This window comes from Cobetia sp. 2AS (assembly GCF_029846355.1).
GTDB lineage: Bacteria > Pseudomonadota > Gammaproteobacteria > Pseudomonadales > Halomonadaceae > Cobetia > Cobetia amphilecti.
Genome location: NZ_JARWKQ010000002.1, coordinates 13736 through 38230, shown reverse-complemented (window position 1 = coordinate 38230; position 24495 = coordinate 13736). Strand labels below are relative to the sequence as shown.

21 protein-coding genes are annotated in these 24495 nt (G+C 61.6%); 15 read left to right on the top strand and 6 right to left on the bottom strand.

Going from position 1 to position 24495, the window contains the following annotated elements:
• Positions 1-24 precede the first annotated feature (24 nt).
• Positions 25-417, top strand: coding sequence for an ectoine synthase (locus tag QD356_RS05385; RefSeq protein ID WP_043334232.1), 393 nt, complete (start codon positions 25-27; stop codon positions 415-417).
• 278 nt (positions 418-695) lie between these two features.
• Complete coding sequence (locus QD356_RS05380; RefSeq protein WP_192838800.1) at positions 696-2591, top strand: sensor domain-containing phosphodiesterase; 1896 nt, start codon at positions 696-698, stop codon at positions 2589-2591.
• 111 nt (positions 2592-2702) lie between these two features.
• Here QD356_RS05380 and QD356_RS05375 read toward each other — a convergent pair whose 3' ends face one another.
• Positions 2703-3218 (bottom strand): DUF3833 domain-containing protein, encoded by a 516-nt coding sequence (locus QD356_RS05375; RefSeq protein ID WP_264158083.1) that lies wholly within the window; start codon positions 3216-3218, stop codon positions 2703-2705.
• 1208 nt (positions 3219-4426) lie between these two features.
• Here QD356_RS05375 and QD356_RS05370 point away from each other — a divergent pair.
• From QD356_RS05370 to QD356_RS05360, 3 genes are all read left to right on the top strand, one after another.
• The gene (locus QD356_RS05370; protein WP_043334233.1) at positions 4427-5257 is read left to right on the top strand and encodes an ATP-dependent zinc protease; all 831 of its coding nucleotides are present in this window, start codon (positions 4427-4429) and stop codon (positions 5255-5257) included.
• 102 nt (positions 5258-5359) lie between these two features.
• Positions 5360-6922 (top strand): inactive transglutaminase family protein, encoded by a 1563-nt coding sequence (locus QD356_RS05365; RefSeq protein ID WP_043334234.1) that lies wholly within the window; start codon positions 5360-5362, stop codon positions 6920-6922.
• A gap of 1 nt (position 6923) precedes the next feature.
• The gene (locus QD356_RS05360) at positions 6924-7940 is read left to right on the top strand and encodes an alpha-L-glutamate ligase-like protein (RefSeq protein WP_043334235.1); all 1017 of its coding nucleotides are present in this window, start codon (positions 6924-6926) and stop codon (positions 7938-7940) included.
• Between the two features lie 159 nt (positions 7941-8099).
• Here the strand turns inward: QD356_RS05360 and QD356_RS05355 are convergent, their stop codons facing one another.
• The gene (locus QD356_RS05355; RefSeq protein ID WP_192838798.1) at positions 8100-8813 is read right to left on the bottom strand and encodes a DUF1826 domain-containing protein; all 714 of its coding nucleotides are present in this window, start codon (positions 8811-8813) and stop codon (positions 8100-8102) included.
• Between the two features lie 283 nt (positions 8814-9096).
• On the opposite strand from QD356_RS05355, the gene QD356_RS05350 reads away from it, so the two are divergent.
• The 9 genes from QD356_RS05350 to QD356_RS05310 all read left to right on the top strand — a co-directional run bounded on the left by QD356_RS05350 (position 9097) and on the right by QD356_RS05310 (position 16207).
• Entirely contained in the window at positions 9097-9564 is a 468-nt protein-coding gene (locus tag QD356_RS05350) for a transcriptional repressor (protein WP_043334236.1), read from the top strand.
• A 59-nt stretch (positions 9565-9623) separates the two neighbouring features.
• Positions 9624-10961: a dihydroorotase gene (locus QD356_RS05345; RefSeq protein WP_107334788.1), complete on the top strand. Its 1338-nt coding sequence runs from the start codon at positions 9624-9626 to the stop codon at positions 10959-10961.
• A 76-nt stretch (positions 10962-11037) separates the two neighbouring features.
• Entirely contained in the window at positions 11038-12216 is a 1179-nt protein-coding gene (locus QD356_RS05340) for a zinc ABC transporter substrate-binding protein (RefSeq protein WP_192838797.1), read from the top strand.
• Between the two features lie 112 nt (positions 12217-12328).
• Positions 12329-13159: a metal ABC transporter ATP-binding protein gene (locus QD356_RS05335; protein WP_192838796.1), complete on the top strand. Its 831-nt coding sequence runs from the start codon at positions 12329-12331 to the stop codon at positions 13157-13159.
• 78 nt (positions 13160-13237) lie between these two features.
• Positions 13238-14062 (top strand): metal ABC transporter permease, encoded by an 825-nt coding sequence (locus QD356_RS05330; RefSeq protein WP_043334239.1) that lies wholly within the window; start codon positions 13238-13240, stop codon positions 14060-14062.
• Positions 14063-14159: 97 nt separating this feature from the next.
• Positions 14160-14606 carry a phosphoribosyl-AMP cyclohydrolase gene (gene hisI / locus QD356_RS05325; protein WP_192838795.1) on the top strand — a complete coding sequence of 149 codons (447 nt, stop codon included), beginning with the start codon at positions 14160-14162 and terminating at the stop codon, positions 14604-14606.
• 37 nt (positions 14607-14643) lie between these two features.
• Positions 14644-14925 carry a membrane protein insertion efficiency factor YidD gene (gene yidD / locus QD356_RS05320; protein ID WP_225996560.1) on the top strand — a complete coding sequence of 94 codons (282 nt, stop codon included), beginning with the start codon at positions 14644-14646 and terminating at the stop codon, positions 14923-14925.
• Between the two features lie 149 nt (positions 14926-15074).
• On the top strand, positions 15075-15476 hold the full coding sequence (locus QD356_RS05315; protein ID WP_052384668.1) for an MbcA/ParS/Xre antitoxin family protein: 402 nt from the start codon (positions 15075-15077) through the stop codon (positions 15474-15476).
• Complete coding sequence (locus QD356_RS05310) at positions 15473-16207, top strand: RES family NAD+ phosphorylase (RefSeq protein ID WP_192838793.1); 735 nt, start codon at positions 15473-15475, stop codon at positions 16205-16207. The genes QD356_RS05315 and QD356_RS05310 overlap by 4 nt, the downstream gene beginning before the upstream one ends.
• Positions 16208-16404: 197 nt before the next feature.
• Here QD356_RS05310 and QD356_RS05305 read toward each other — a convergent pair whose 3' ends face one another.
• Positions 16405-16836, bottom strand: a complete 432-nt coding sequence (locus tag QD356_RS05305; RefSeq protein WP_054556665.1) for a SufE family protein — start codon at positions 16834-16836, stop codon at positions 16405-16407.
• A gap of 111 nt (positions 16837-16947) precedes the next feature.
• Complete coding sequence (locus tag QD356_RS05300; RefSeq protein WP_279877050.1) at positions 16948-18210, bottom strand: tyrosine-type recombinase/integrase; 1263 nt, start codon at positions 18208-18210, stop codon at positions 16948-16950.
• A 477-nt stretch (positions 18211-18687) separates the two neighbouring features.
• On the opposite strand from QD356_RS05300, the gene QD356_RS05295 reads away from it, so the two are divergent.
• Positions 18688-19653, top strand: a complete 966-nt coding sequence (locus QD356_RS05295; protein ID WP_192838792.1) for a DNA-binding protein — start codon at positions 18688-18690, stop codon at positions 19651-19653.
• Positions 19654-19841: 188 nt separating this feature from the next.
• Here QD356_RS05295 and QD356_RS05290 read toward each other — a convergent pair whose 3' ends face one another.
• Positions 19842-21248, bottom strand: a complete 1407-nt coding sequence (locus QD356_RS05290; protein ID WP_043334244.1) for a PhoH family protein — start codon at positions 21246-21248, stop codon at positions 19842-19844.
• Positions 21249-21624: 376 nt separating this feature from the next.
• Positions 21625-24207 carry a TRAP transporter permease gene (locus tag QD356_RS05285; protein WP_192838791.1) on the bottom strand — a complete coding sequence of 861 codons (2583 nt, stop codon included), beginning with the start codon at positions 24205-24207 and terminating at the stop codon, positions 21625-21627.
• Positions 24208-24495 lie beyond the last annotated feature (288 nt).

The window sequence follows — 24495 nt, the reverse complement described above, 5'->3', positions numbered from 1 at the left end:
CAGGCAGCCTAGTGAGGAAAACACATGATCGTTCGTAATCTCGAAGAAGCCCGCAGCACCGATCGTCTGGTCAAGGCCGAGAATGGCAACTGGGATAGCACGCGCCTGCTGCTCGATGAAGATGGTGGCAAGTGTTCGTTCCACATCACCCGCATCTTTGAAGGTACCGAGACCCACATCCATTACAAGCATCACTATGAAGTGGTGTATTGCATGGAAGGTGAGGGTGAAGTCGAAACCTTGGCTGATGGCAAGATCTGGCCGATCAAGCCGGGCGACATCTATATCCTCAACGAGCATGATGATCACCTGCTGCGTGCCACCAAGACCATGCACCTGGCCTGTGTGTTCACCCCGGGCCTGACCGGCAAGGAAGTCCATCGTGAAGATGGCTCCTATGCACCTGCCGAAGCCTGAGGCCCTGTCTCGTCGTGAGTGAGGCGCGAAGCGTCTGACCTCAAAGGGACAAGCGTCATCCAGAAAGCCCCGTAGCCTTGCTGCGGGGCTTTCTGCGTCGTGGTGGTGAGAAACCACTCCGTGAGGTTGCCGCACAGCAGAGCGTGCAGGGATTTCCACGCTCAATTATCGTTAGTGGTGCGCAGCTTGCCGGCTCTGCCTGTCAACAGTCGAGACGAGTATGCTCAAGTACGAACATGCGGTTATATCTCCTGGAAATTCCAACGAGGCAGTAGGCCATGGCAGATTCCACCCCAAAGACGACCCTCGCGCCGGGTGGCCGGCCCGGCTTCAGGCCGGCGGCACCTCATCCGCGTGAAGAAGAGCGTCTCAATAGTCTGCATTCTCTGCATGTATTGGATAGTGATCATGAAAAGCGTTATGACGATCTGACGCGCCTGGTCGCCGATATCTTTGATGTGCCTATCTGCCTCGTGTCGCTGGTGGATGAAGACCGCCAGTGGTTCAAGGCCCATTGCGGGCTGGATGCACGGCAGACGGGCAGGGATCTCGCCTTCTGCGCCCACGCGCTGCATGAAGAGCGCTTTCTGGTCATCAATGATGCGCGCCAGGATGAACGCTTCTTTGATAACGCCCTGGTGACGGGGCCACCGCATGTCTGCTTCTACGCGGGTGCCGTGCTGCGTGACAGCAGCGGGCTGCCGCTGGGGACTCTGTGCCTGATCGACCACAAGCCCCGTCAACTGGATACGGCCCAGCTGGAGCGGCTGGAGCGCTGTGCACTGCTGGTCGAGAACGAGCTCATCCAGCGTGATGCGCTGCTGGCAGAGCGCGCACGCGCCACCCTGCAAGCCAATATCGACCCGATCACCGGCTACAGTCTGCGTCGTCGCTACCTGCAGCGAATGACGGCCTGGCTGCAGGAGCGCGCCAGCCAGGGGGAGCTGCAGGTCATTCTGGTCAAGCTGCAGAACGCCGAAAGGCTGCGAAAGCAGCAGGGCGTCGACTTCTACGAAGGCGTGCTGCAATCCCTGTCCCACCAGCTCAATGAAAACTTCGATGACGAGGGCCTGCTCAAGGGGCGCGTCAGTCACGACACCCTGATGATCCTGTTGCCGCGTGACCAGGCATTGCACGGCATGCGCTGGCATCGCTTCGTGGAACAACCCTGGTTGCTGCATCTCTCCGCCAACAGCCGGCCTGATCTGTTGATCGGGGCGGGCACCTTTGTTAGCGACAGCATGTCAGCAGCGGAACTGGTCGAGGTGGTGGAAGAGGAGCTTGCCTGTGCCAGTGAGTGGGCGCCAAAAGAGAAGGGCGTCCAGTTCGCGGATCTCACGGACAACCTCAATCTGCGCCTCGAGATGAACAATCGCTTTGCCCAGGCGCTGCGCGACAATGAGCTGTGCATCCACCTGCAGCCCATGGTCACTGCGGGCAGCCAAGGCCTCAGCGGCCAGGAAGTGCTGCTGCGCTGGCAGGACAAGAACCGCTGGATCACCCCCCATCAGATGTTGCGCATCGCCAGACACGCGGGGCTGGATGAGGAACTCGACATCTGGGTGCTGCGCAGAAGCTGCGCCTTGCTGAGTCATTGGCTGGCGACCAGGAAGGGCAACGACAGCCTGTTGCCGCTATCGCTGAACATCACGGCGTCGCGCCTGATCGAAACCGAATACATGGATGCCCTGCGCCGTGTCCTGCGCCTTTACCGGCTCAAGGGAGATTGCCTGCGCCTTGATGTCAGCGGTGTCGAGAGTTTTTCCGCGACGCCCGAGCCATTGGTGCTGGCGATGAAATCGCTGGCCAATGACGGCATCAGCTTCTGTGTCGACCGTTTCGGCCCTGAGCATGACAGCCTGCGCTTGTTGAGCATGCTGCCCATCACCAGCGTGAAACTGCATCCGCGCTGGATCAGTCTGTTGCAGACGGATCCGCGTCAGGCGCGCCTGTTGAAAGCCTGGACGGCGGCCTTGCATGTGTTGGAGATCTCCGCCGTGGCGGTTGGTATCGAACACTCACGCCAGCGCCAGACCATGATAGATCTGGGCTTTGACCAGTTGCAGGGATACGCCTTCGGAGAGCCCATGGCGCCAGAAGAGGATTACGGCAAGTGGCTTTCCAAGGTGGAGACATCGCTCGAGCAGCATGCGGGTGACTCCGCCGCCTCATGAGGGTTGGGCTATCAGAAGCTTGAATCGACAAAGGCTGGCGCTATCGAGGGGTGAAGCTATCAGGCAAGGCTTGAAGCCATCAGGGGCTCACGTCATTGCCGCGCACGAGCGTCATTTCGACTCAGCTGCCGATGAGTCACAGGGACAGCGCTGAAATGCCAGAGTGATACTGGCGGCTTCCAGGCCCAGTTTGCGCATCGAGGTCCGGTTCAGGATGCGACCATCCGGTTGCAGATACATCCAGTCATCCATGCTGAACTCCCAGGTACTGTCGTCGATCGGTACCTGAAGCACGTAGTTCATGCGCAAGGCATTACCGCGGGTCGTCGCTGTCGCTTCGCCCGTCACATCCGCCGCTCGACCAGTCCATTGGCGATCACCCGCCGGGGTAAAGGTCCAGCGGCGGTGTTGTGTCTCGCCATCGGCATAGACGAAGTCTTCCTCCAGAATCAGCTGGTTGCCTTGCATGCTGCCGATGACATCGACCACGAACCGCCGCGTCACCTCGCCACGGTAATCCTGCACCATGCCCCAGCCACGTGTGTGGCCCAGGAAGTAGTCATCGATGCGCAGCTCAGGGCCGCTGCCCGCGTAATCCTCTATCTGAGGCCCGCTACAGGCTGACAATCCCGCTGCCATGATCAACATGGCTGCGCGGCCGCTAAGGCATCGAATGCCGTTGTGCACGAATCCAGAGGTTGCTGACAGGCAGGACGGGAAGGAGGGCATCGCTGACTCCGGTTCGCGCCGATCCGTGAGTCATCACGGCGCGCGGCAATGTTGAGTGACAAGATGAGCGGTGTAGGTCACATGTGGTCCGAATTATTCTACAACACTTGTGCATGAATGCTATCAAGGATAAGTTTGTTCGCGCTCTTGGGCAACGGGCTGTTTGGCACTTGGATCGTGAAACAGGCTATCGCTGATTCAAGCCGACAGGTTCAACTCGCTGGACTTGGCCCGACGACTCGACCTGATGGACCTGACCTGATGGATCAAGGCAACTAACTCTACGGGCGCCCAGGATCACTGATGAAACCTGCATGCCCTTTAGGTCGTATAATATATATTATGTTAAATACGGTGATTCGTGAGCGTGCTCAAGCTGTGTACGTCAATGCTTGAGCGTCAATCTTCAGGCACCTGACCTCCTCCGCGCGAATGTCAGCTTCTGCATGCCTGCTTCTGAATCTCAGGTTCTGCTTGTCATTAAAGCCAGTCGATAAAGTCAGCCGATGGAGTCAGTCGACGTTCCCGCCTATCTTTTGCTGAGTGGCCTGCATTTGATCAGTTTGGCGACAGTCTGACTCGCTTCGTCGGCGGGCTCTCATCCGAGATCGTGTCGTTGCCATGTTGTGATCCCGCGCTGATGATGCGCTTATATCCTGAACAATGCGCAAACAGTGAGGTCTGGCTGTGCAAACTGCCGCGAAGGATGCTCCTGTCTGGGGGCTGGATTCCATCAAGGTTTTCGTCACCTGAAGGCGACGCAAGCCAAGCTGGCGTTATATCTCTAGCCGGCTGACAGCGGCCCTGACCCACGCCTGGCGGGAGCTCGTGTGGCCTGTCCTCGACTGGCGACAGAAAGTGATCGCTACGTTGGTGAATCGCAGGCAATGGCTCGGCGTCAGGTGCTGAAACATGGACAGTCACCATTCGGGCTACGTATGATCGCCCCCAGTAACGCTTCGGTGCTAGAACGCCCAAGCTATACAAGGGAATACCCAGGCATCGTCGGATCAGTGTGCTGACTGACTGACGATGGACAAGAATTATGTCTGCCGTTCACACAGGTTGTAGAGCGGCAGCAAGGCTGAACAGGAACCTTCTCCCCTATGCTGATCCGCAAGCTGCTATTGCCTGTTACCTTGACCAGTGTCGTCGTCATGGCCGGCTGCGTCCCGGCACAACCGCAACCGCAGAAACCGGTATTGACGCCAGATGCCTTCTCGCAGCGCATCGACGCCCTGCAGGAACAGCTGGCAGGCCAATGCAACGTCCAACAGCAGCAACTTGCCGACCAGCAGGCGCTGAGCCGCTCTCTGCGTCGCGACGTGCGGGAAGTCGGCAGTCAGCTGCGCCAGATCCATGCCGAGATGGAACAGCCCGCACAGCCGCAGGCCGTGGAAGCCTGCAAGGCCGTGACCGACAACCCCATCCTCGACAAGACCCTGCTTGGGCGCGTCGAGTGGGTCGGCTTCCCGACCATCAGCAGCTACTTCAAGGCACGTATCGACACCGGGGCCAACACCTCGTCGCTGTCCGCGCGTGATATCACCGAATTCGAGCGCGATGGCGCCAAGTGGGTCAAGTTCAAGCTGGCACTGCGGGATGACGGCAAGTATTTCGTGGCGGGCGACCGTGACAAATGGGTCGAAGCCCAGGTCAGCCGCACGGTGACCATCATCCAGGCCTCCGGTCGCGAAGAGCGTCCCGTCGTCAGCCTGCTGATGACGCTGGGTGACATCAAGCAAAAGGTCGAGTTCACCCTCAATGATCGTCGTGATCTCACCTATCCGGTATTGCTTGGCCGTCGCTTCATGATGGACATCGCTGCGGTGGACGTCAGCCGTACCTTCATCAATGCACGTCCGGAATATCCGGGCAGTGCACCCAGTAACGAAGCGGCCAAGGACGAGGACCCGAACGAAGGCAACCGCGACTGAGTGGCAAGCGCCCTCCTGTCTCCTCTGCCCGGCTTCGCTGCCTGACATGGCTCGGTGCTCCACCGAGCCATCATGACTGCTCCAGACATTTCAAGGACTCCCATGTCGCGTTTTGCTTTCTATCTTCTGGTCGGCCTGTTGATGCTGATCGGTGTGGGCCTGACCGCCTATCGCCATATTTCGTTTGATGTGCCCTGGGTGCCCGGTGCACAGCAGAAAGTGTGGGATATCGAAGCCCAGGTGGCCTTCACGGCCACTGGCGGTCCGGTCAAGGCGTCGCTGGCGCTGCCGGAAAACCAGAAAGGCTACAGCGTTCTGACCGAGAACACGGCGTCCTCGGGCTTCGGGCTGTCCTATCTGGATGACCTGCCGGGCCGTCGTGCCGAATGGTCGATCCGTGAAGCGGCAGGCTCGCAGCTGCTGTATTACACCGTGACCATGCTCGAATCCGACAACGCGACGCCTGCGGCCATCAAGCGCCTGCCGGCCCCTCAGGAAGTCTCCTGGGAGCGTCCCTACGATACCGCCGCGGCTCAGGTCATCGATCAGGCCCGTGAGCGCAGTGCCGATTCCTTTACCTTCGCACGTGAGTTGATCAAGCAGTTCGACAATCAGCGTCAGGGCGAGAATGCGCGCCTGCTGCTGACCCAGTTCGAGCGTCCCGAGCTCATGCTGCGCCTGCTCAATGAGGCCGGTGTCAGTGCGCGTCTGGTCAGCGGCCTGAGCTTGGAAGACGGCCGTCGTCGCCAGACGGTCTCGTCGTGGTTGCAGGTCTTCGCCGAAACGCCGCAAGGCAACGAGGCGGTGGATGTCGAGGCCGCCGATGCTGAAGACATCAACACCGACTGGGTGCTGATCAACCCGGAAACCGGCAAGCAAGGTGAGCCGGACAACCTGCTGCTGTGGGAAGGTCGTGGCGCGCCGATGCTGGAAGTCGAAGGCGGCGTGAATTCCCGCGTCAGCTTCTCGATGATACGTCACAACGAGCCGGCGGCCGTCGCGGTGCGCAACAAGCTGGCCAATGACGAGCTGCTCAACTTCTCGATCCATTCCCTGCCGCTGGAAGAGCAGGCGCTGTTCAAGACCATCCTGCTGATCCCGATCGGCGCGCTGGTCGTGGTGCTGCTGCGTGTGCTGGTCGGTCTCAAGACCTCCGGTACCTTCATGCCGGTATTGATCGCCCTCGCCTTCATCCAGACAAGTCTGGTGACCGGCTTGATCGGCTTCCTGCTGATCGTCGCGACGGGCCTGGTGATCCGCAGTTACCTGTCACGGCTCAATCTGCTGCTGGTGGCGAGGGTCTCGGTGGTCATCATCACGGTGATCGCGATCATCTCGATCTTCTCGGTACTCGCCTATCGCTTCGGTCTGAACGCCGGCCTGACCATCACCTTCTTCCCGATGATCATCCTGTCGTGGACCGTGGAGCGCATGTCGATCCTGTGGGAAGAGGAAGGTCCCAAGGAAGTGCTCAAGCAAGGTGGCGGCAGCCTTCTGACCGCCGTGCTGGCCTATCTGGCGATGAACAACCCGTGGGTGCGTCACCTGACCTTCAACTTCCTCGGTCTGCAACTGGTGCTGATGGCCTTCATCCTGCTGCTCGGCAACTACACCGGCTATCGTCTGCTGGAATTGCGCCGCTTCAAGCCGCTGACGGAGGATTGAGATGCTCTCGTCATGGCTGAATCGCTGGTCGCGCAACTGGACCACGCCGGGCGCCTTGCGCGCCCGGGGGGTTGTCGGCATGAATCGCCGCAACATCGGGTATATCTCGAAATACAACGACCGCCGCCTCTATCCGCTGGTCGATGACAAGCTGCAGACCAAGCTGCTATGTCAGAAGTATGGCCTGGCCTCGCCGGAGATGATCGGCAAGGTAGCCAGCCAGTTCGAGGTCGAACGTGTCGTCGACATGGTGCGCGATCACGCAGGTTTCGTGATCAAGCCGGCCAAGGGCTCAGGCGGCAAGGGGATCCTCGTCATCGAGCACCATGATGGCGAAGAGTATGTGAAGCCCAGCGGCGCGCGCATCACGCGTGCCGACATGGAGCGCCACGTCTCCAACATCCTGTCAGGGCTCTATTCGCTGGGCGGCTCACCGGATGTGGCGCTGGTCGAAGGCTTGATTTCCTTCGATCAGGCCTTCGCCGAGTTCACCTATGAGGGTGTGCCGGACATTCGTGTCATCGTCTTCAAGGGTTATCCCGTGATGGCGATGATGCGCCTGTCGACGGCGGCCTCGGATGGCAAGGCCAACCTTCACCAGGGCGCGGTCGGTGTCGGGTTGGATATCGGCAGTGGCTGGGCGGTGCGCGGCGTGCAGTACGATCGCCCGCAGTTCGCGCACCCCGATACCGGGCACGATATCTTCTCGCTCAAGGTGCCGCAGTGGGACACCCTGCTCGAGCTGGCTGCCGGTTGTTACGAGATGACGGGGCTTGGGTATCTGGGCACCGACATGGTGCTGGATCGTCGCCATGGCCCGATGCTTCTGGAGCTCAACGCCCGACCGGGGCTCGCCATCCAGATGGCCAATGGCGAGGGCCTGCGCAAGCGGCTCGAGCTGATCGAGCGTCAGCCCGACGGCGTGCCGGTCGCCGAGCGTGTCGCCTTTGCGCGCAAGCACTTCTCGCGCAGCAAGGAAGATGTCGCCAATGTCGGCATGGCGCCCATCGCGGACTGATGTCGGTCCCGAATGTTTGCTGACCGATGCCTTGGTTGATCGACTGCTCCAGCGTCTGGAAAGACAGAGACACCCCGCCTCGGCGGGGTGTCTCTGTTTGGTAAGTCGCGAACGTAGCCTCAAGTCTCGACTAAGTAGCCTCAACTACGAAGCCTCGGCTCATCCGGGGTCCATGCTCAACATCAGGCGACTACCATTCGGCACCACCGGTGAGCGATGGATTAGCCCTCGCCCTTCGTTGCCCGGCCAGCACTCGCCCTTGAGCAACGCCAGGCTGCCCGGGCGCAGCTCATGTATCTCGCCGGGGGCCAGGCAGATGTCCTGATGGCCGGGTTGGCCGTGGCCCAGCGCCAGTCTGTCGGCGGCATGTTCCGGCAGCCACTGGGTGCCCGGGCCGTCGTAGGTCGTCACCAATCTGACCGGGATGCGATCGACATGAAAGCGCGGGCACATGGCGCTCTGGGTCATCTCCAGTCGCATGCCGATATCCTTGACCTCGAAGAGCTCGCCCATGGCCTCACCCAGCACGCAGATGTCCTCTATCAGCGCAGCCCCGGCATCCGGTGCGGGAAGGTAGCGCTCCAGCGCCTCACGCAGGTCACTGATAGGGCCGCGCCAGCGCATGCGCAGCGGGTAGGCACCCGAGGATTGGGCCTTCACCGCCATCTTCAATGCCGCATCGATGCGGCGTTGCATCACGGCCAAGCTGATGTCGGGCTCGAAGATCGCCCCCAGGTCATGTGCCTCGTGACCGATATGCCAATGGGTCGCGGGCCTTGGCGCCGACGCGAGAGTCGAAGGTGACGAACTGGCTGCCAGGCGTGGCTCGGGCCGTGTGTGAAGGGGTGGGAGCAGCGCCTCGAACTGGGCCATGAAATCCTCCTGTCAGGGATGGTTGCGGGTCTATCATCGCGACCAGAAAGCGATAATTGTTATGTTATATCATATTGGTCGCTTGTCCACGCTTTCATGTCGGCTCAGCGCCGTGCGTTGCCTTTACGTGACTCACGCAGCCCCGATGCCTTTGTCGGTGGCCCGTCATGGCCCATTTGCCCTAGAATAAGCATCTGGTCATTCAGGCTGCGCGCTGACGCACTTGCCCTCATCGCGCTTGACGCCTTTTGACATCCGGGATTCACGACACTCAGGATTCTTCATGCCAGAGCCACTTTCGCTGATCGACCAGGCCGAACGTCAATGTCTGGCGCGCGGTGTGCGATTTACGCCGATTCGGCGACGTGTACTGGAAATGATCGCGACCAGTCATGGCGCACTCAAGGCGTATGACCTGCTGGATCAGCTCGCCAAGGAACATGGCGCTGCCCGCCCTCCCACGATCTATCGTGCACTGGACTTCCTGCTCGAACAGGGCCTCGTCCATCGCATCGAATCACTCAATGCCTACCTTGCCTGCCACTGCCCGGAACATCAGCACGGCTTTCAGCTGTTGATCTGCCGCGGCTGCGGTCGTGTCGAGGAAATGCATGATGACGATCTCGGCACCCGGCTTGTCGCCAGCGCCGATCGCCATGGTTTCTCGATCGAACGCCAGACCATCGAACTCGAGGGGCGTTGCCAGGATTGCACCTCTCAAGCAGCTGCCATGGCAGAAAACGCTCAGTGAACGGCGCTTGCGAGCGCTTTTGATACGATATAACATTTGCTTCCCACGGAGGACGTCACATGCTGGACATCCGCATCTCACAGGCGCAAGTCGTCAACGAAGGCACCATTTCCACTCAGGATGTGGGCATCAAGGACGGGCGTATTCACGCCATCGGCAGCGACCTGTCTCACCTCGATGCACGTGAAGTGATTGATGCCGCCGGCCGCCATCTGCTGCCGGGCATGATCGATGATCAGGTGCACTTCCGTGAGCCGGGCCTGACCGCCAAGGGCAACATCGCCACCGAGTCAGCCGCTGCCGTGGCCGGGGGGATCACCACCTTCTTCGACATGCCCAACGTCAAGCCGGCGACCCTGGACAGCGATGCACTGGAAGCCAAGTTTGCCGTGGCGGCCGGTCGTGCCCATGCCAACCACGCCTTCTATCTGGGTGCCAGCAACGACAACCTGGAAGCGATCAAGACGCTGGACCCGAACCAGACCTGCGGCATCAAGATCTTCATGGGCGCCTCTACCGGCAACATGCTGGTCGATGATCCGGAGATTCTCGAAGGCATCTTCAAGCATGCCCCGACGCCCATCGTCACGCATTGCGAAGACACGCCGATGATTCTCGAGAACGAGGCGCGCTGGCGTGAGCGTTTCGGGGAAGACGTGCCCTTCTCCGAACACGGTCTGATCCGCTCGCGCGAAGCCTGCATCAAGAGCTCGCGTCTGGCGATCGACCTGGCGACCCGCAACGGTACCCAGCTGCATGTCCTGCACCTGACCACCGCCGAGGAAATGGCGCTGTTCAAGGCCGGCCCGATGAAGGGCAAGCAGATCACCGCCGAAGTCTGCGCGCACCACCTGTGGTTCAGCGACGCCGATTACGACACCCGTGGCAGCCTGATCAAGTGCAACCCGGCCGTGAAGACCGCCGAAGACCGCGCCGCCCTGCGCGCTGCCGTGATGGATGGCCGTATTGACATCATCGCCACCGATCACGCGCCGCATACCTGGGAAGAGAAGCAGAATCCGTACTTCAAGGCGCCTTCCGGCCTGCCGCTGGTGCAGCATGCCCTGCTGTCACTGCTCGATCAGGTTCAGGACGGCATCTACGACCTGGCGACCCTGGTGCAGAAGACCAGCCACAACGTGGCGGATCGCTTCTCCATCGTCGATCGCGGCTACATCCGTGAAGGGGCCTTCGCAGACCTGGTGCTGGTCGACCTCAATGGCGAGACCAGCGTCACGCGTGACAACGTGCTCTACAAGTGTGGTTGGAGCCCCTTCGATGGCGTGACCTTCAAGGCACGTATCGATGCGACCTTCGTCAACGGCGTGAAAGCCTATGACGGCAAGACCGTCAATCCGGTGGCCAACGGCCAGCGTCTCTCGTTCAACCGCGGCTGATGGCGGTCCTGGCGTGCCGGTTCTCGGCACGCCCTGCCCGCATCATGCCGTGATCACTAGCAAAGGAAGTGGTGTCATGAGTATGCATGCGGGCTCTCCCCTGGCGTCTCGCCAAGTGTTGTGTGAAAAGCTGCTGTCCCGGGTCCAGCGCACGCTGGGTCCGCGGGCTGCGCGTGTCCTGCCGCTGAGTGTGCTGGGCGTGCTTGCCGCGTTCGCGACGCCTGCCGCCCACGCCCAGGACAGCGCCCCTCTGCATGTGGCCGTCAGCGTGCCGCCCATCGCGTGGATGGTCGATCAGCTGGCCGGTGAGCATGTCGAGATCACCACGCTGGTCAAGCCGGGCGACAGCCCGCACGCCTACGACCCGACCCCGCGCCAGGTGGCCGAGCTGTCGACGGTTCCGCTCTATCTCGCCATCGGTGTGCCCTTCGAGCAGGTGTGGTTGCCGCGCCTGGTGAAGAACAACGCCGAGATGCAGGTCGTGCATCTGGAAGAGGGTCTCAATACACGCCACTTTGGCAGTGGTGAGGCCCATGACCACGGTCATGATGAAGCGCATGCTCATGAGCAAGAGCATGATGAGCATCACGATGATGATCACACCGACGACCATGATGAACACGACGAGCATCACGGCGAGCACGAAGGTCACGAAGAGCATCACGACGAGCACCATGATGAGAATGCTGATCATCAGGCGCACGCTGATCATCAAGAGCATGGTGCCCAGCATGACGAGGATGAGGACCTCGGCGAAGCCGATCCCCACCTCTGGCTGGACCCGCAGCGCATGCAGACTGTCGTCGAGCGTGCCGCCGAGGTGCTCGAGGCACGCCTGCCGCAGCATGCCAGCGAGATCGATGCCAATGAGCAGCGTCTGCTCAAGACTCTGAGCGAGCTGGATGCGCAGATCGCTCAGACGCTGGCCCCCTACAAGGGCCGCAATTTCCTGATCTTCCATCCCAGCTTCGGCTACTTCGCGGACCGCTACTCGCTCGAGCAGCATGCCATTGAAGTCAGTGGCCGTGAGCCCACGCCGCGCGAGATGGCCACGCTGATCACGCGTGCCAAGGATGAGAACATCGGCACCATCTTCGTCTCGGGGCAGTTCTCCCAGACGGCGGCCAAGCGGATCGCCAGCTCGCTGGAGGCCGAAGTGGCCGTGCTGGACCCGCTGGCAGAGGACTATCTCGACAACCTGAAGCACGCCACCGAAGCGCTGAAGGCGGGTTTCGAGTTGACTGACAGCCAGTAATTGCCGGCCGGGTATTGCGCATATCGTCTGATCTTGCACAATGCCCTGCCCCATCGAAAAGTCAGACGGGCGCTCATGCGCCCGTCTGCGTTGCAACGAGGTAGCTTACGTCATGGTCAGCCCCATCTCCGTCGCGCGCCCGCGCACGGACAGCCATCCGGAGGCGTCAGCCACCGGGCGCAGTGTCGGACCGGTCTTTCGCCCGGTGCCGGCAGATGCACCGGATGCCATTGATATTCGCGGCGTGACCTTCCGGTATGGCGAGCAGGTCATTCTCGACGATGTCGACTTTCAGGTCGGCGCGCGCGAGATCGTGGGACTGATCGGGCCCAACGGTGGCGGCAAGAGCACGCTGCTCAAGCTGATACTCGGTCTTCACAAGCCGGCGGCCGGCTGTGTCCGCGTGCTGGGGCGCACGCCCAGGGCCGCAGCGCGCCATATCGGCTATGTGCCGCAGTTTGCCAACTTCGTGAAGCGCTTCCCCATCCGCGTGGAAGATGTCGTGCTGATGGGGCGCCAGGGGCGTCGTCGTCAGTGGGGCCCCTGGCCACGCGCGGACCGTGAGGCGATCGGTGCGGTGCTGGAAGAAGTCGGCATCAGTCATCTGCGCCGTCGGCACATCGATGCCCTTTCCGGTGGTCAGCTGCAGCGTGTGCTGATCGCCCGCGCCCTGGCGGCCGAGCCTCAGTTGCTGCTGCTGGATGAGCCTACCGCGAGTGTCGACAGCGACGGCGAGCGCTCCCTCTTCGAGCTGTTCAATCGCCTGGCCAATCGCATGAGCGTGGTGGTGATCAGTCACGATCTCGGTTTCATCAGCGATTACGTCGATCGGGTCGCCTGCCTCAATCGCAAGATGATCGTCCATGACACCGAGACGCTCACCGCTGAATCGATCGAGCGACTCTATGGTGAAAACGTCCAGATGATCCATCACCATCACTGATGTCGCGGCCGGTGACTGTCCGTCTGGCCTGTTTCACTTCCTTCACGTCGCCCGCTCTGCACTCTAGGCTTACATTACATGAATTTCATCACCGCCCTGGGCAGCCAGGATTTTCTCCAGAACGCCCTCTTCGCCGGCCTGCTGGCCAGTCTTGCGGCCGGTCTGGTCGGCCCCTATGTCGTGGTACGCCGCATCGGTTATCTGGCCGGGGGTATCGCCCATACCGTGCTTGCCGGCATGGGGATCGCCTACTTCATGGGCGCAAGCCCGCTGGTCGGCGCCTTCATCAGCGCCATTCTCGCCGCCCTGCTGATCGGTTACATCAGTCTCAAGGGCTTTGATCAGGAAGACACCGTCATCGGTGCGCTGTGGGCCATCGGCATGGCCACCGGCATCCTGTTCATCAGTCAGACCCCGGGTTACAAGGTCGACCTGATGAGCTACCTGTTCGGCAACCTGCTGCTGGTGCCCGCGGATGCCATCGGTACCCTGGCCTGGATGGTGGGAGGCCTGGCACTGGTGTTGCTGCTGGTGCATCGCCCGCTGACCGCGGTGATCTTCGATGAAGAGTTCGCGCGTCTGCGGGGCGTGCCGGTCAAGACGCTCTACCTGCTGCTGCTGGTGATGGTGGCGATCACCGTCGTGCTGCTGTTGCAGGCGGTGGGCTTGATCATGGTGCTGGCCTTGCTGTCCTTGCCTGCCGCGCTTGCCGGTCATCATGCGCGCTCACTGGGCATGATGATCGTGATCGCGAGCCTGGCGGCCATGGCCTTCACCACCGGCGGCCTGGCGCTCTCATGGCAGTTCGACCTGCCGGCCGGCGCGACCATCGTGCTGGTGGCCGGTGTCGCCTACCTGCTGTCGCTCATCTGGCGCAGCGCCCGTGGCGGGCTGCGTCGCTGATTCGCGGCTTGTGATATTGAATACTGCGTGAGCCCCTGCCGGCGTGACATGACGCTGACAGGGGCTTCGATATGGACTCTGCAAGGAAACACCCTCGATGGCACAGGATGGACTGCTCAAGTCGCTGGAGAATGCCGACGTCGGCGAGAAGGTCGCGCTGGAGACACTGATCGCCGCCTTGCCCTGGAATGGCGACGGCCTGATTCCCGCCATCGCGCAACAGCATGACAGCGGCGAGGTATTGATGATGGCGTGGATGAACGCCGAAGCCCTGCGCGAGACGCTCTCCACCGGTCGCGTTTGCTACTTCTCACGCTCGCGCAGCAAGCTATGGCGCAAGGGCGAGAGCTCGGGCCAACAGCAGAAGCTGGTCAGTACGCATCTGGACTGCGATGGCGACACCCTGCTGGTCAAGGTCGATCAGACAGGCCCTGCCTGCCATACCGGGCGCAAGAGCTGCTTCTACTGGCGCCTGGATGCTGAAGGCGCCGAGATTACCGATGCACCGATCATTGACCCGAACACCCTGTATGGCAACGCCTGAACGTCGCCACTCCCTCAGGCGCGGCGTGACGTCGGTCATGACGCGCCTGCTGACCGGCTTGCTGCGCGGCTATCAGCTGGTGCTCAGCCCGCTGCTGGGGCCGCGCTGTCGCTTCTACCCTTCCTGCTCCAGTTACGGACTGGAGGCCATCAAGGTGTATGGGCCCCTCAAGGGGTGCTGGCTCACGGCCAGGCGTCTGTCACGCTGCCACCCGCTGGGCGGGCCGGGTGGCGTGGACCCCGTGCCACCGCGCAAGGATCACACCTCGTCTGCCAGCTGCTGTGATGCGCATGATCAGGACGACGCGCCCAGGCCTTGAGGACGTATGCCCTGCGAGTGACTGGGTCGTGTGCCCTGAGAGCGGCGGAGTCTTGCGGCTGGCTGCACGCATGTGAAGTGTTTCTGTGCTATCATTCACATGTGTATGGCGTCAGCTGTGATGCCATCGTCAGTCAGCAGGAGAATGTCATGTCCACCGCAGCCGCCCTCGATCGTGTGTCCCCGACCAGCCCCAGTGCGGGCCGCGTTGCCCTCAAGTCCTTCTTCAACATCATGGAGAAGTGGCAGTGCAGCGCGGCGGATCAGCGCGTGCTGTTGGGGGGCATCGGCACCACCACCTATCACAAGTATCGCAAGCTGCCGGAAGTGCGCCTGCCCAACGACACCCTGGAGCGTATCTCCTACGTGATGGGGATCCACAAGGCCCTGCGCATCCTGTTCAGCAATACGCCCGAGATGGCCCATGAATGGGTGCGGCGCCCCAATCGGGCGGCGCCCTTCAACGGCCAGAGTGCGCTGGACTACATGCTGGCCGGCCAGGTGGTCTCGCTGGCCGACACTCGCCGTTATCTCGACGGAGTGCGTGGATGAGCGAATGGACGAGCGAAGGCAAGCATGTCGATGACGCCGCCCTGCCCGCGCTGACGCTGCCGGACTGGCAGAGCGCCTGGCGCGTGATCTCCAGCGCCTTTCCGCCCATTTCGGTATTCGAGGATATTCTCGAGCCTGATGAGCTGGAGATGGCGTTTGCCATCGAGGCGCTGACCAATGACCGCCTGCGCGAAGAAGCCGGCGAGCTGAGTCGCGTCGCGCCGCAAGACCGCATCAGCGGGCCGGGCTCCACGCCGGTGATGGCAGCCTTCACGCACATCGGGCGTGCCTCGCGCTTCACCGATGGCAGTTTCGGGGTCTATTACTGCGCCAGTACGTTGGATACCGCGATCAGCGAGACCCGCTTCCACATGGCGCGCTTTCTGGCCGATACCGCGCAGCCCAGTCAGGAAATGACCATGCGCAGCTACGTCAATCGCGTGACGCAGCCACTGCATGACATTCGCGAGGGCCATGACGCCCTTTGCCAGCCAGACATGGCCAGCTACCCCGCCGGTCAGGCCTTTGCCGCCAGACTGAGGGAGGCTGGCAGCTTCGGCCTGCTCTACCCCAGCGTGCGCCACGCTCAGGTGGATGCAAGCGCCGAGTGCGCTGCCATCCTGCGTCCGCCGGCGGTCAGCATCCCCATTCAGGGGCCGCACCTGCGCTATGTCTGGGATGGCCAGCATCAGGCCATGACCCATGTGCTGGAAGTGCGCGAGCATTGCTGAGAACGTGCAGCGCCTTGCTGAGCGACCTGAGAAAGCCCTGAGAAATTCTTGAGAAAAACCCAAAAAAGACGCCCGCCATTCCGCTCGAAATCTCGAGACTGAAATGGCGGGCGTCTTGCGTTACTCGTGTCGGCCCAGACCTGAAGCATCAGAGCTGAAGCGTCAGGCCTGGAGCATCGGAGCTAAAACGCCAGGCCTCAGGCGTTGGCGTGCAGCTCGGCCACACCGTAGATACGCTTGAGCATCGCATGCAGACCGTTGGAGCGCGTCGGCGACAGGTGCTTGTCGAGGCCGAGCTCATTGAGGAAGGTCGGCTGGGTGGCGACGATTTCCTGCGGCGTCCGGTCGTTGTAGATGCGCAGCACCACGGCGATCAAGCCTGCCACGATGGCGGCGTCCGAGGTCGCCTGGAAATGCAGGCGCTGCTCGCTGCCTTCGCCACGCACTTCAGGATGAATCCAGACGTTGGACTGGCAGCCGTCGATCTTGGTCTCAGGGCCTTTCAGCGCTTCCGGGTATTCCGGCAGCGCCTTGCCCATGTCGATGATGTACTGATAGCGGTCCATCCAGTTGTCGAAGAAGCTGAATTCCTCGACCAGTTCCGCCTGCGCTTGTTGCGCGTCGCTCATGCTGACTCCCGATGATGTCACTGCAAAGTGTCTGAAGATACGCTGTCGCCATGATAACGCCTGGCCTTGCCTGACGCACGGCGCCTTGGGGTCTGAGCGTGGTGACAGCGCTCATGGGTCGTGTTCTGGCGCCTTGGGCGGATGGCCTGACGTCGCCAGAGAATGCCTGGCCATCTGCTGCTGCCACTCGCTGTCCTCGGCGTGCAGATAGCGCGATGTCGTATCCAGTCGCGAGTGTCTGGCGGAGCGCGACAGAAAGCGCAGCTCTACCCCGGCCTGTGCCTGATGGGTGATCGCGGTGTGGCGCAGCCAGTGAGGGCTTGCCTGATCGAGAGTGCGTGCCATCAGCTCGCTGGCGTCGCCGGGACTCTGGATTCGCTGGCGCATGTCAGCGGCTGCCTGTGTGAATGTTTGCTTGATCAAGCGGTAGAGCTGGTTGTCGCCGAGCGGTGTCGTGCCATCCAGGCGCGCCAGCAGCGGCAGCGACTCGTCGGCGGGCAGTGCCTGCGGCAGATCACTGAGCCCGCGCAGGCGTCGCCAGCGAACCAGCGCCTCGAGCATCGGCGGCGGCAATGGAATCTCGGCCAGCTTGGCGCCCTTGCCTATCACGCGCCACCACCATTGGCCTTCCCGCTTGATGATATCGCCCATCCTCGCGGCGGCCATTTCCGCGATGCGCGGCGCCATCAAGTAGGCGAATGCGAACAGAAAGCGCTGGCGCTCGGCTGCGAAGCGCTCGCGGGACACCCCGTCCTCAGGCGAAGCACCGACCGGTGTCAGCTCCTCGCAATGCGCTTCGATACGCCCCCACAACCAGTCCCACAAGGGGCGCTCGAGATAGCGTTCGATGCGCAGCGTGCGGTTGTCCATGCGGCGCTTGTCGCGCATCAGGCGGAACGGGTTGCGTGACAGGTAGCCGGCCTCGATCAGCCAGGCATACATGCCCTGCAGAATCACCAGGCTCTGACGGCGGCTGGCGGGGGCCAGCGGGCCGCGAAAGGGTCGCCACTGCGGATGCTTGCGGGCGCGCACGCTGCCAATCCAGACCTCTGCAGGCCGAGGGTCGGCCAGAAACGTCTCGAAGTGCTCGAGGCGTTCGCGATCCAGACTGGCCAGGGCAGATTCTCTGCCCTGCTCTCCCTCGGCCTTGAGCCATAGCAGTAGGCGCTCCGCCTCCTTGCGATAGGCACGCAACGTCTGAACACTGTGCCGGTATTCATTGAGCCAGGCGGCCACAGCTTCGACATCCGTGCGGGCGCGAATTAATGAGCGATCGTCAGCGGTCGTCAGCTGGGCATGCCGCTGCATTCTGGATAGCTCGCCCTCCAGATGCCCGACCAGCGCGGTGATACCGTCATGCGTGCTTTCTTCCACCGATCAACTCCCGTTGCAGAATCTTGGCCGTATATCGCCCGTCTGGCGCGTCATATCAGGCGTGCGCCGCTCTGTGGCGCCCCTTTCCTGCTCTATCCTTCCCTGTTCTGACCAGGCTTGGCCTGTCCTCGGGGCTGATTGTGACTTTACGGCCATGATAATTCAAGATAAGGCGCGTAATCATGAATTTATAGCTCTATTCGTATCGTAAATTACGTATTACGTAATATGTAATTATCTTTATCTTGTCAGAAAACATCGCTAAGATGGGCACCAGGCTGGCAGTGGACTGATGGCAGAAGAAGGCGAGCGGCATCCACGGTGACGCTCTCGTCAGATGGCGTGCCCCATCCGCTGCCTTTACGTGTACGAGAGTGCGTGCTGGAGAGTGGTAGTTGGCCGCGCTTCGTGGCGTAATGGCGGTCAAGCAGCAACGACTGACGACGTATCAATGACAGACTACGGACGGAGATTCCCATGGCGCGCACTGGCGTCCAGTACGAGGATGTACAACGAGCCATCGAGTCACTGATGGCACGGGGCGAGGCCCCGAGCGTGCAGAAGATTCGTGAAGTGCTGGGGACCGGCAGCTTCACCACCATCAGCGATCACCTGCGTGACTGGCGCCAGCGGCGCGCCGAGAAGCGTGATGAGCCGCTGAGCCAGGCCATGCCTGACAGTCTCACCGAGACCCTGGCCACGGTCTGGAAGGAGGCGCAGTCACTGGCCAATGAAAGCCTGGTGCACTATCGCCAGGAAGCGGACAAGCAGACCATCGAGGCGCGTGAGGCCGAAGCGCAGGCACAGCGCCGCGCGGAAGATGCCGAACAGCGCCTCAGCGCCCTGTCCGAGCAATTGGCCCAGGTGCAGGCGCGCCTTGAAGAGCGCGTGCAGGCCTTGGCGACGCTGACCAATGAGCAGGAACATTGGCAGCAGCTGCAGGACAAGCTCGAAAAGCGTCTGACCCTGGCCCAGGAAGATATCGCGGCCATGGAGCGCACGCGTGAAGTGGACCATGAGCGCCATCAGCAGGCGATTCAGGCGCAGGAAAGCGAGTGGAAGGAACGCCTCGCGCAGGAAGAGGCGCGTCATGAAGCCAGTGAAACGCGGCTGATGAAGATGCTGGATGATGCACGTCTCGAGAAGAGCGAGCTCGACAAGCAGCATCGACGTCGTCAGGAGCAGCTCGAGAAGCGCGTCGAGCGTCTCGATGCCCAGGCGGCCGAGCAACGCAAGCAGCTGCAGGAAGAAGAGCGTCGCCGCTTTGAGGAGACCTCGGCTCGCCAGCAGCGCGAGACGGAGCTCAAGGACATGCGTGCGCAGCTGGAGCACTCCTCGGCGGAATACTCACGCCTGGAGGCCCAGCTCGGGCAGCTGACGCACGAGAACAAACTGCTCAAGGAACGGCTGGCCTTTGCGCCCTTGCCGCCCTTCGTATGCTGAAAGCCTTGTCGGGTGATCACCACGCACTTGCGGCGAGATCTCCGTGACTGACATGACGCAATGCACACGAAAACGCCGCCCTGATGGGCGGCGTTTTTTGTCAGTGCTGCTGAGATATCAAAACCGTCAGTGTCGTGATGGCGGGGCCATCGGGTGGCTATCAGGTCGTCGAAGGTGTGGCGAACATCTCACAGCAGCTCTTCCGCGACCAGCGCCAGACGTGAGCGCTCGACGCACTTGAGTGTCACGTGACTGGCATGCGGCCACGAGCTGAAGCGCTGCACTGCGACCGCAAGGCCACAGGTGTTGGCGGTCAGGTAGGGAGTGTCTATCTGGCCCACATTGCCCAGCAGTACCACCTTGGTGTTGGCGCCCGCCCGTGTCAGCAGGCCCTTGAGCTGCTTGGGTGTCAGGTTCTGGGCTTCATCGATGATCAGAAAGGTGTCGCTCAGCGTGCGGCCACGCATGAAGGACGGTGAGCGAATCTGGACACGATTGCCGATCCAGGCGCGCGTGGCCTCCTCGTTCCAGGCGCTGGTGCCTTCCCCCTCCTTGCGCAGCAGGTTGTCCATGTTGTCGTGGAAGGCCCCCATCCACGGCGACATCTTCTCTTCTTCGGTGCCAGGCAGGAAGCCGATCTCTTCACCCATCGCGATCGGCGCGCGGGTGAAGATGATGCGCTCGAAACGCTTCTTCTCCAGTGTCTGCTCGAACGCGGCAGCCAGCGTCATGTAGGTCTTGCCGGTGCCTGCACTGCCCGCGATCGACACCATGTCGACGCTGTCGTCCATCAGCAGGTTGAGGGCGAAGTTCTGGCGACTGTCATGGGCATTCACCCCCCAGGCGCTGCGCTCGTTGCGATAGTTCTGCAGCACTTCCAGGCGTGCATAATCGTGCTCCAGCTCGCGCACGATGGCCTCGAAACTGGCGCCATCATCCCCATCGCAATCCGCGATCAGCATGCCCGGGTACCAGTCCTTGGGCATCTGGCCTGACAGTTCATAGAAGGTGCGATGGTGCTCGCGCGTGACGGTGACATCGACCTGCATGTCGTCCCAGACGCCCTGGCCGTCGTGGCCGGCCTCATGAAAGAGCTTGACGCCCTCGATCATGGCGTCGCTGTCGGTGAAGGCGCGATCCGTCAGATAGTCTTCCACCGCCATGCCCAGGGCGGCGGCCTTGATGCGTAGATTGATGTCCTTGGTCACCAGGATGACCGAGGCGTCCTGACAGCGTGCAGACAGGCTGCGGGTCTCGGCAAGAATGCGATTGTCGGCACAGGCGTCGCTCTGATCGACATGGCCGGAGAGGAAGTGAAGGTTGCCCGCGCCATTCATGGAAGGCGGGAGCGGAATTCCACGCAGGATTTCCTGAGGTGTGACATCCGCGGTGAGATCGGACAACGTACGGCTGATCTGGCGGGCGGTATGGGCAATCTCCTTGTTGCCATTCTTGTGCTTGTCCAGCTCCTCCAGCACCGTCATCGGGATGACGACATCATGCTCGTCAAACTGGAACAGGGCTGAGGGGTCGTGAATCAGCACGTTGGTATCGAGGACGTACAGACGACGGGACTGCTTCTCGACTCTTACCATTGGCGACATGCCTTCCGTTGGAGTGTGCCCCTTGAAGCTAGCACGCTGAATATGTCGATCGTGTTGCAAAAACGCGTTCATATTTCACGCTAGCCTTGCAGACAGGTCACGCAAGGCAGGCGCATACTGTTGCTCCCTCATGAAATGCCCCCTTGCCTGGTGGTGAACAGCGTCATGCTGAGCAGCGCCACCTGGCAGCAGAGAGAGCCAGCCGCGCCGCACGCAAAGTCAGCGCCTCAGGTATAAGACAGCGCCGCAGGCATGAAAAAGCCGCTCACCGAGCATCTCGGGGGCGGCTTTTGTTTAGGCCCTCACGGCATCGGCCGTGAGGGTTGGCGCTCAAACGCTATCTTGTCGCGCGGATAGCGCTGCGGCGTCAGGCAACGGCGGGTTGCTGACGGCGTCGACGTACCTGCAGGAAGCCGATCAGCCACAGCAATGCCAGTGCCGGCAGCATGGCGATTTCCTTCGGCGGACGCTCAGCCGTCTGCTGGATGCCATCGATGGTGAAGTCGAAATCGATGCCGGCCTGCTGTGCCACGCTGCCGTACTCGATCATGCTGACCAGTACCTGCTCGTCGCTGATATCCAGCGTCAGGCCGACATCGGTCAGACGGGCTTCGCCACTCTCGGCATCAGAGACCGGCAGCAACACGGTCTTGGAGACCTCGTCGCCATCCAGATTGATGCCCGAGACGTGAATCGGCAGCTTGCTGTCCACCGGCGCTTCGGCGATCAGCGCTTCAATCTGCTGCGGCGCGGCCATGGTGGTCGGCGGATAGATCATGTCCCACCAGTAACCCGGACGGAACAGCGTGAAGGTGATCAGCAGCAGACCGATGGTCTCGTACCAGCGCGTGCGCGTCAGCCAGTAGCCTTGCGTCGCCGCCGCGAAGACCAGCATCGCCGCGACGGCCGAGGCCACCGTGATCGCCAGGTGCCAGTAGCTGTCGATGTTCATCAGCAACAGGTTGGTATTGAAGATGAACATGAACGGCAGGATCGCGGTGCGGATATCGTAGGTGAAGCCCTGGATACCGGTCTTGATCGGATCTGCCTTGGCGATCGCGGCCGCCGCGAAGGCGGCTAGCCCCACCGGTGGCGTGTCATCGGCCAATATCCCGAAGTAGAACACGAACAGGTGCACGGCGATCAGCGGCACGATCAAGCCGTTTTCCGCGCCCAGATTGACGATGACCGGCGCCATCAGCGTCGAGACGACGATGTAGTTGGCGGTCGTCGGCAGGCCCATGCCCAGGATCAGGCTGATCACGGCGGTGAAGATCAGGATCAGCATCAGGTTGCCGGCCGAGATGAACTCGACGAAGGCGGTCATCTTGAGGCCCAGCCCGGTCAGGGTTACGGTGCCCACGACGATACCTGCCGCCGCGGTGGCCACGCCGATGCCGATCATGTTCTTGGCGCCGATCACCAGGCCATGGAAGAGGTCTTCGCCACCGCGTTGCGCGGCGCCACCGACATTGCCTTCCTTGCGGAAGATGGCCACCAGCGGACGCTGGGTCACGGTGATGAAGATCATGAACAGCACGGCCCAGAAGGCCGACAGTCCCGGTGACATGCGCTCGACGGTCAGGCACCACACCAGTACCACGACCGGCAGCAGGAAGTAGAGACCGACCTTGACGGTCGGGCCGACCGGCGGCAGTTCATCGATGTCGCCTTCCCCAAGTTCCGGGAAGCGTGCCGAATAGGCGATCAGTGCCACATAGGAGGCCAGCAGCAGCGGCAGCACGATCCAGACCGCTCCATCCCCCGCCAGGGTCTTGATCCAGCCGATGCCGTAGTAGACGACCAGCGTGAGTATTCCCATGCCGATGAAGACGGTCAGGAAGGTCAGCAAGGTCGCGATCATGCTGGTCTTCTGGGTGCGCTTGAGGCCTTCCATGCCGGCCTTGCACGCTTCCAGGTGCACGATGTAGATCAGGGCGATGTAGGAGATCAATGCCGGCAGCAAGGCATGCTTGATGACGTCAAGGTAAGGAATGCCGACGTATTCAACCATCAGGAAGGCCGCGGCACCCATGATCGGCGGCGTCAGCTGGCCATTGGTGGACGCGGCCACTTCCACGGCGCCCGCCTTGGTGGCCGGGAAGCCGACCTTCTTCATCAGCGGGATGGTGAAGGTGCCGGTGGTGACGACGTTGGCGATGGAGGAGCCGGAGATGATGCCGGACAGGCCAGAGGCGACGACGGCGGCCTTGGCCGGTCCGCCCCGCATGTGGCCGAGCATGGAGAAGGCCATGCGGATGAAGTAGTTGCCGGCGCCTGCACGTTCCAGCAAGGCACCGAACAGCACGAACAGGAACACGAAGTCGGTGGAAACGCCGAGCGCGACCCCGAATACCCCTTCCGTGGTCAGCCACTGGTGGCCGAGCAGCTTGTTGAGACTGGCCCCGGCATGCGCGATGACATCGGGCATGTAGGCGCCGAACAGGCTGTAGAGCAGAAAGACGCTGGCGACGACCGCAAGGGGCGGCCCGAGTGCGCGCCGTGTGGCTTCCAGCAGCAGGACCAGGCCGATTCCCGAGAACACCAGGTCCACGGTGGTATAGGCGCCAGCGCGACGTGCCAGTTCATCACTGAAGATCAGCACATAGGCGACACCCGCCACGGCGAAGATCGCCAGGGCCCAGTCATAGAGGGGAATGCGGTTGGCGGGAGCCCCCTTGTAGGCCGGGTACGCCACGAAGGCCAGCGAGATGGCAAAACAGAGATGCACGGCGCGCGCGGTGTCGGAATTGAGCAGTGACAGCGGCGAGGCGTGATAAAGCTGAAACAACGACCATGCCAGTGGAATCAGCCACATGAAGTGGCGGCCCACGAAGCCCACGGGATGACGGCCGCCGGTTTCCGACTCCAGCATCTCGAGGACTTCAGCATCATGATGCGTCTCGGCGTCTGGCGCCTGAGACGTTGCTGCAGTTTGGGTTTTGGTCATTTTTTGTGATCCGGTACGCGAGTCAGGCGATGGCTGACAGGTCTCCTTCTTGCTCGACCAGAAGGCCCTGCTCAACCACATGCTTATCAAGCTGGTTACGTCTTCAGTATGTCCGGCCTGACAGATGTTTCCATTGATTCACCCGATCAGGGCGTAAATTTCCTGAACGATTTCCTGAACGGGCAGTGAGCTAGGCTCGTGACGAGCGTGAGACCTTGCCCGGTCACGCTTGTCCATGCTGCGGCTGCCGTCACGCCACTTGCCACTCGCAGGCAAGTCTTGATTGCG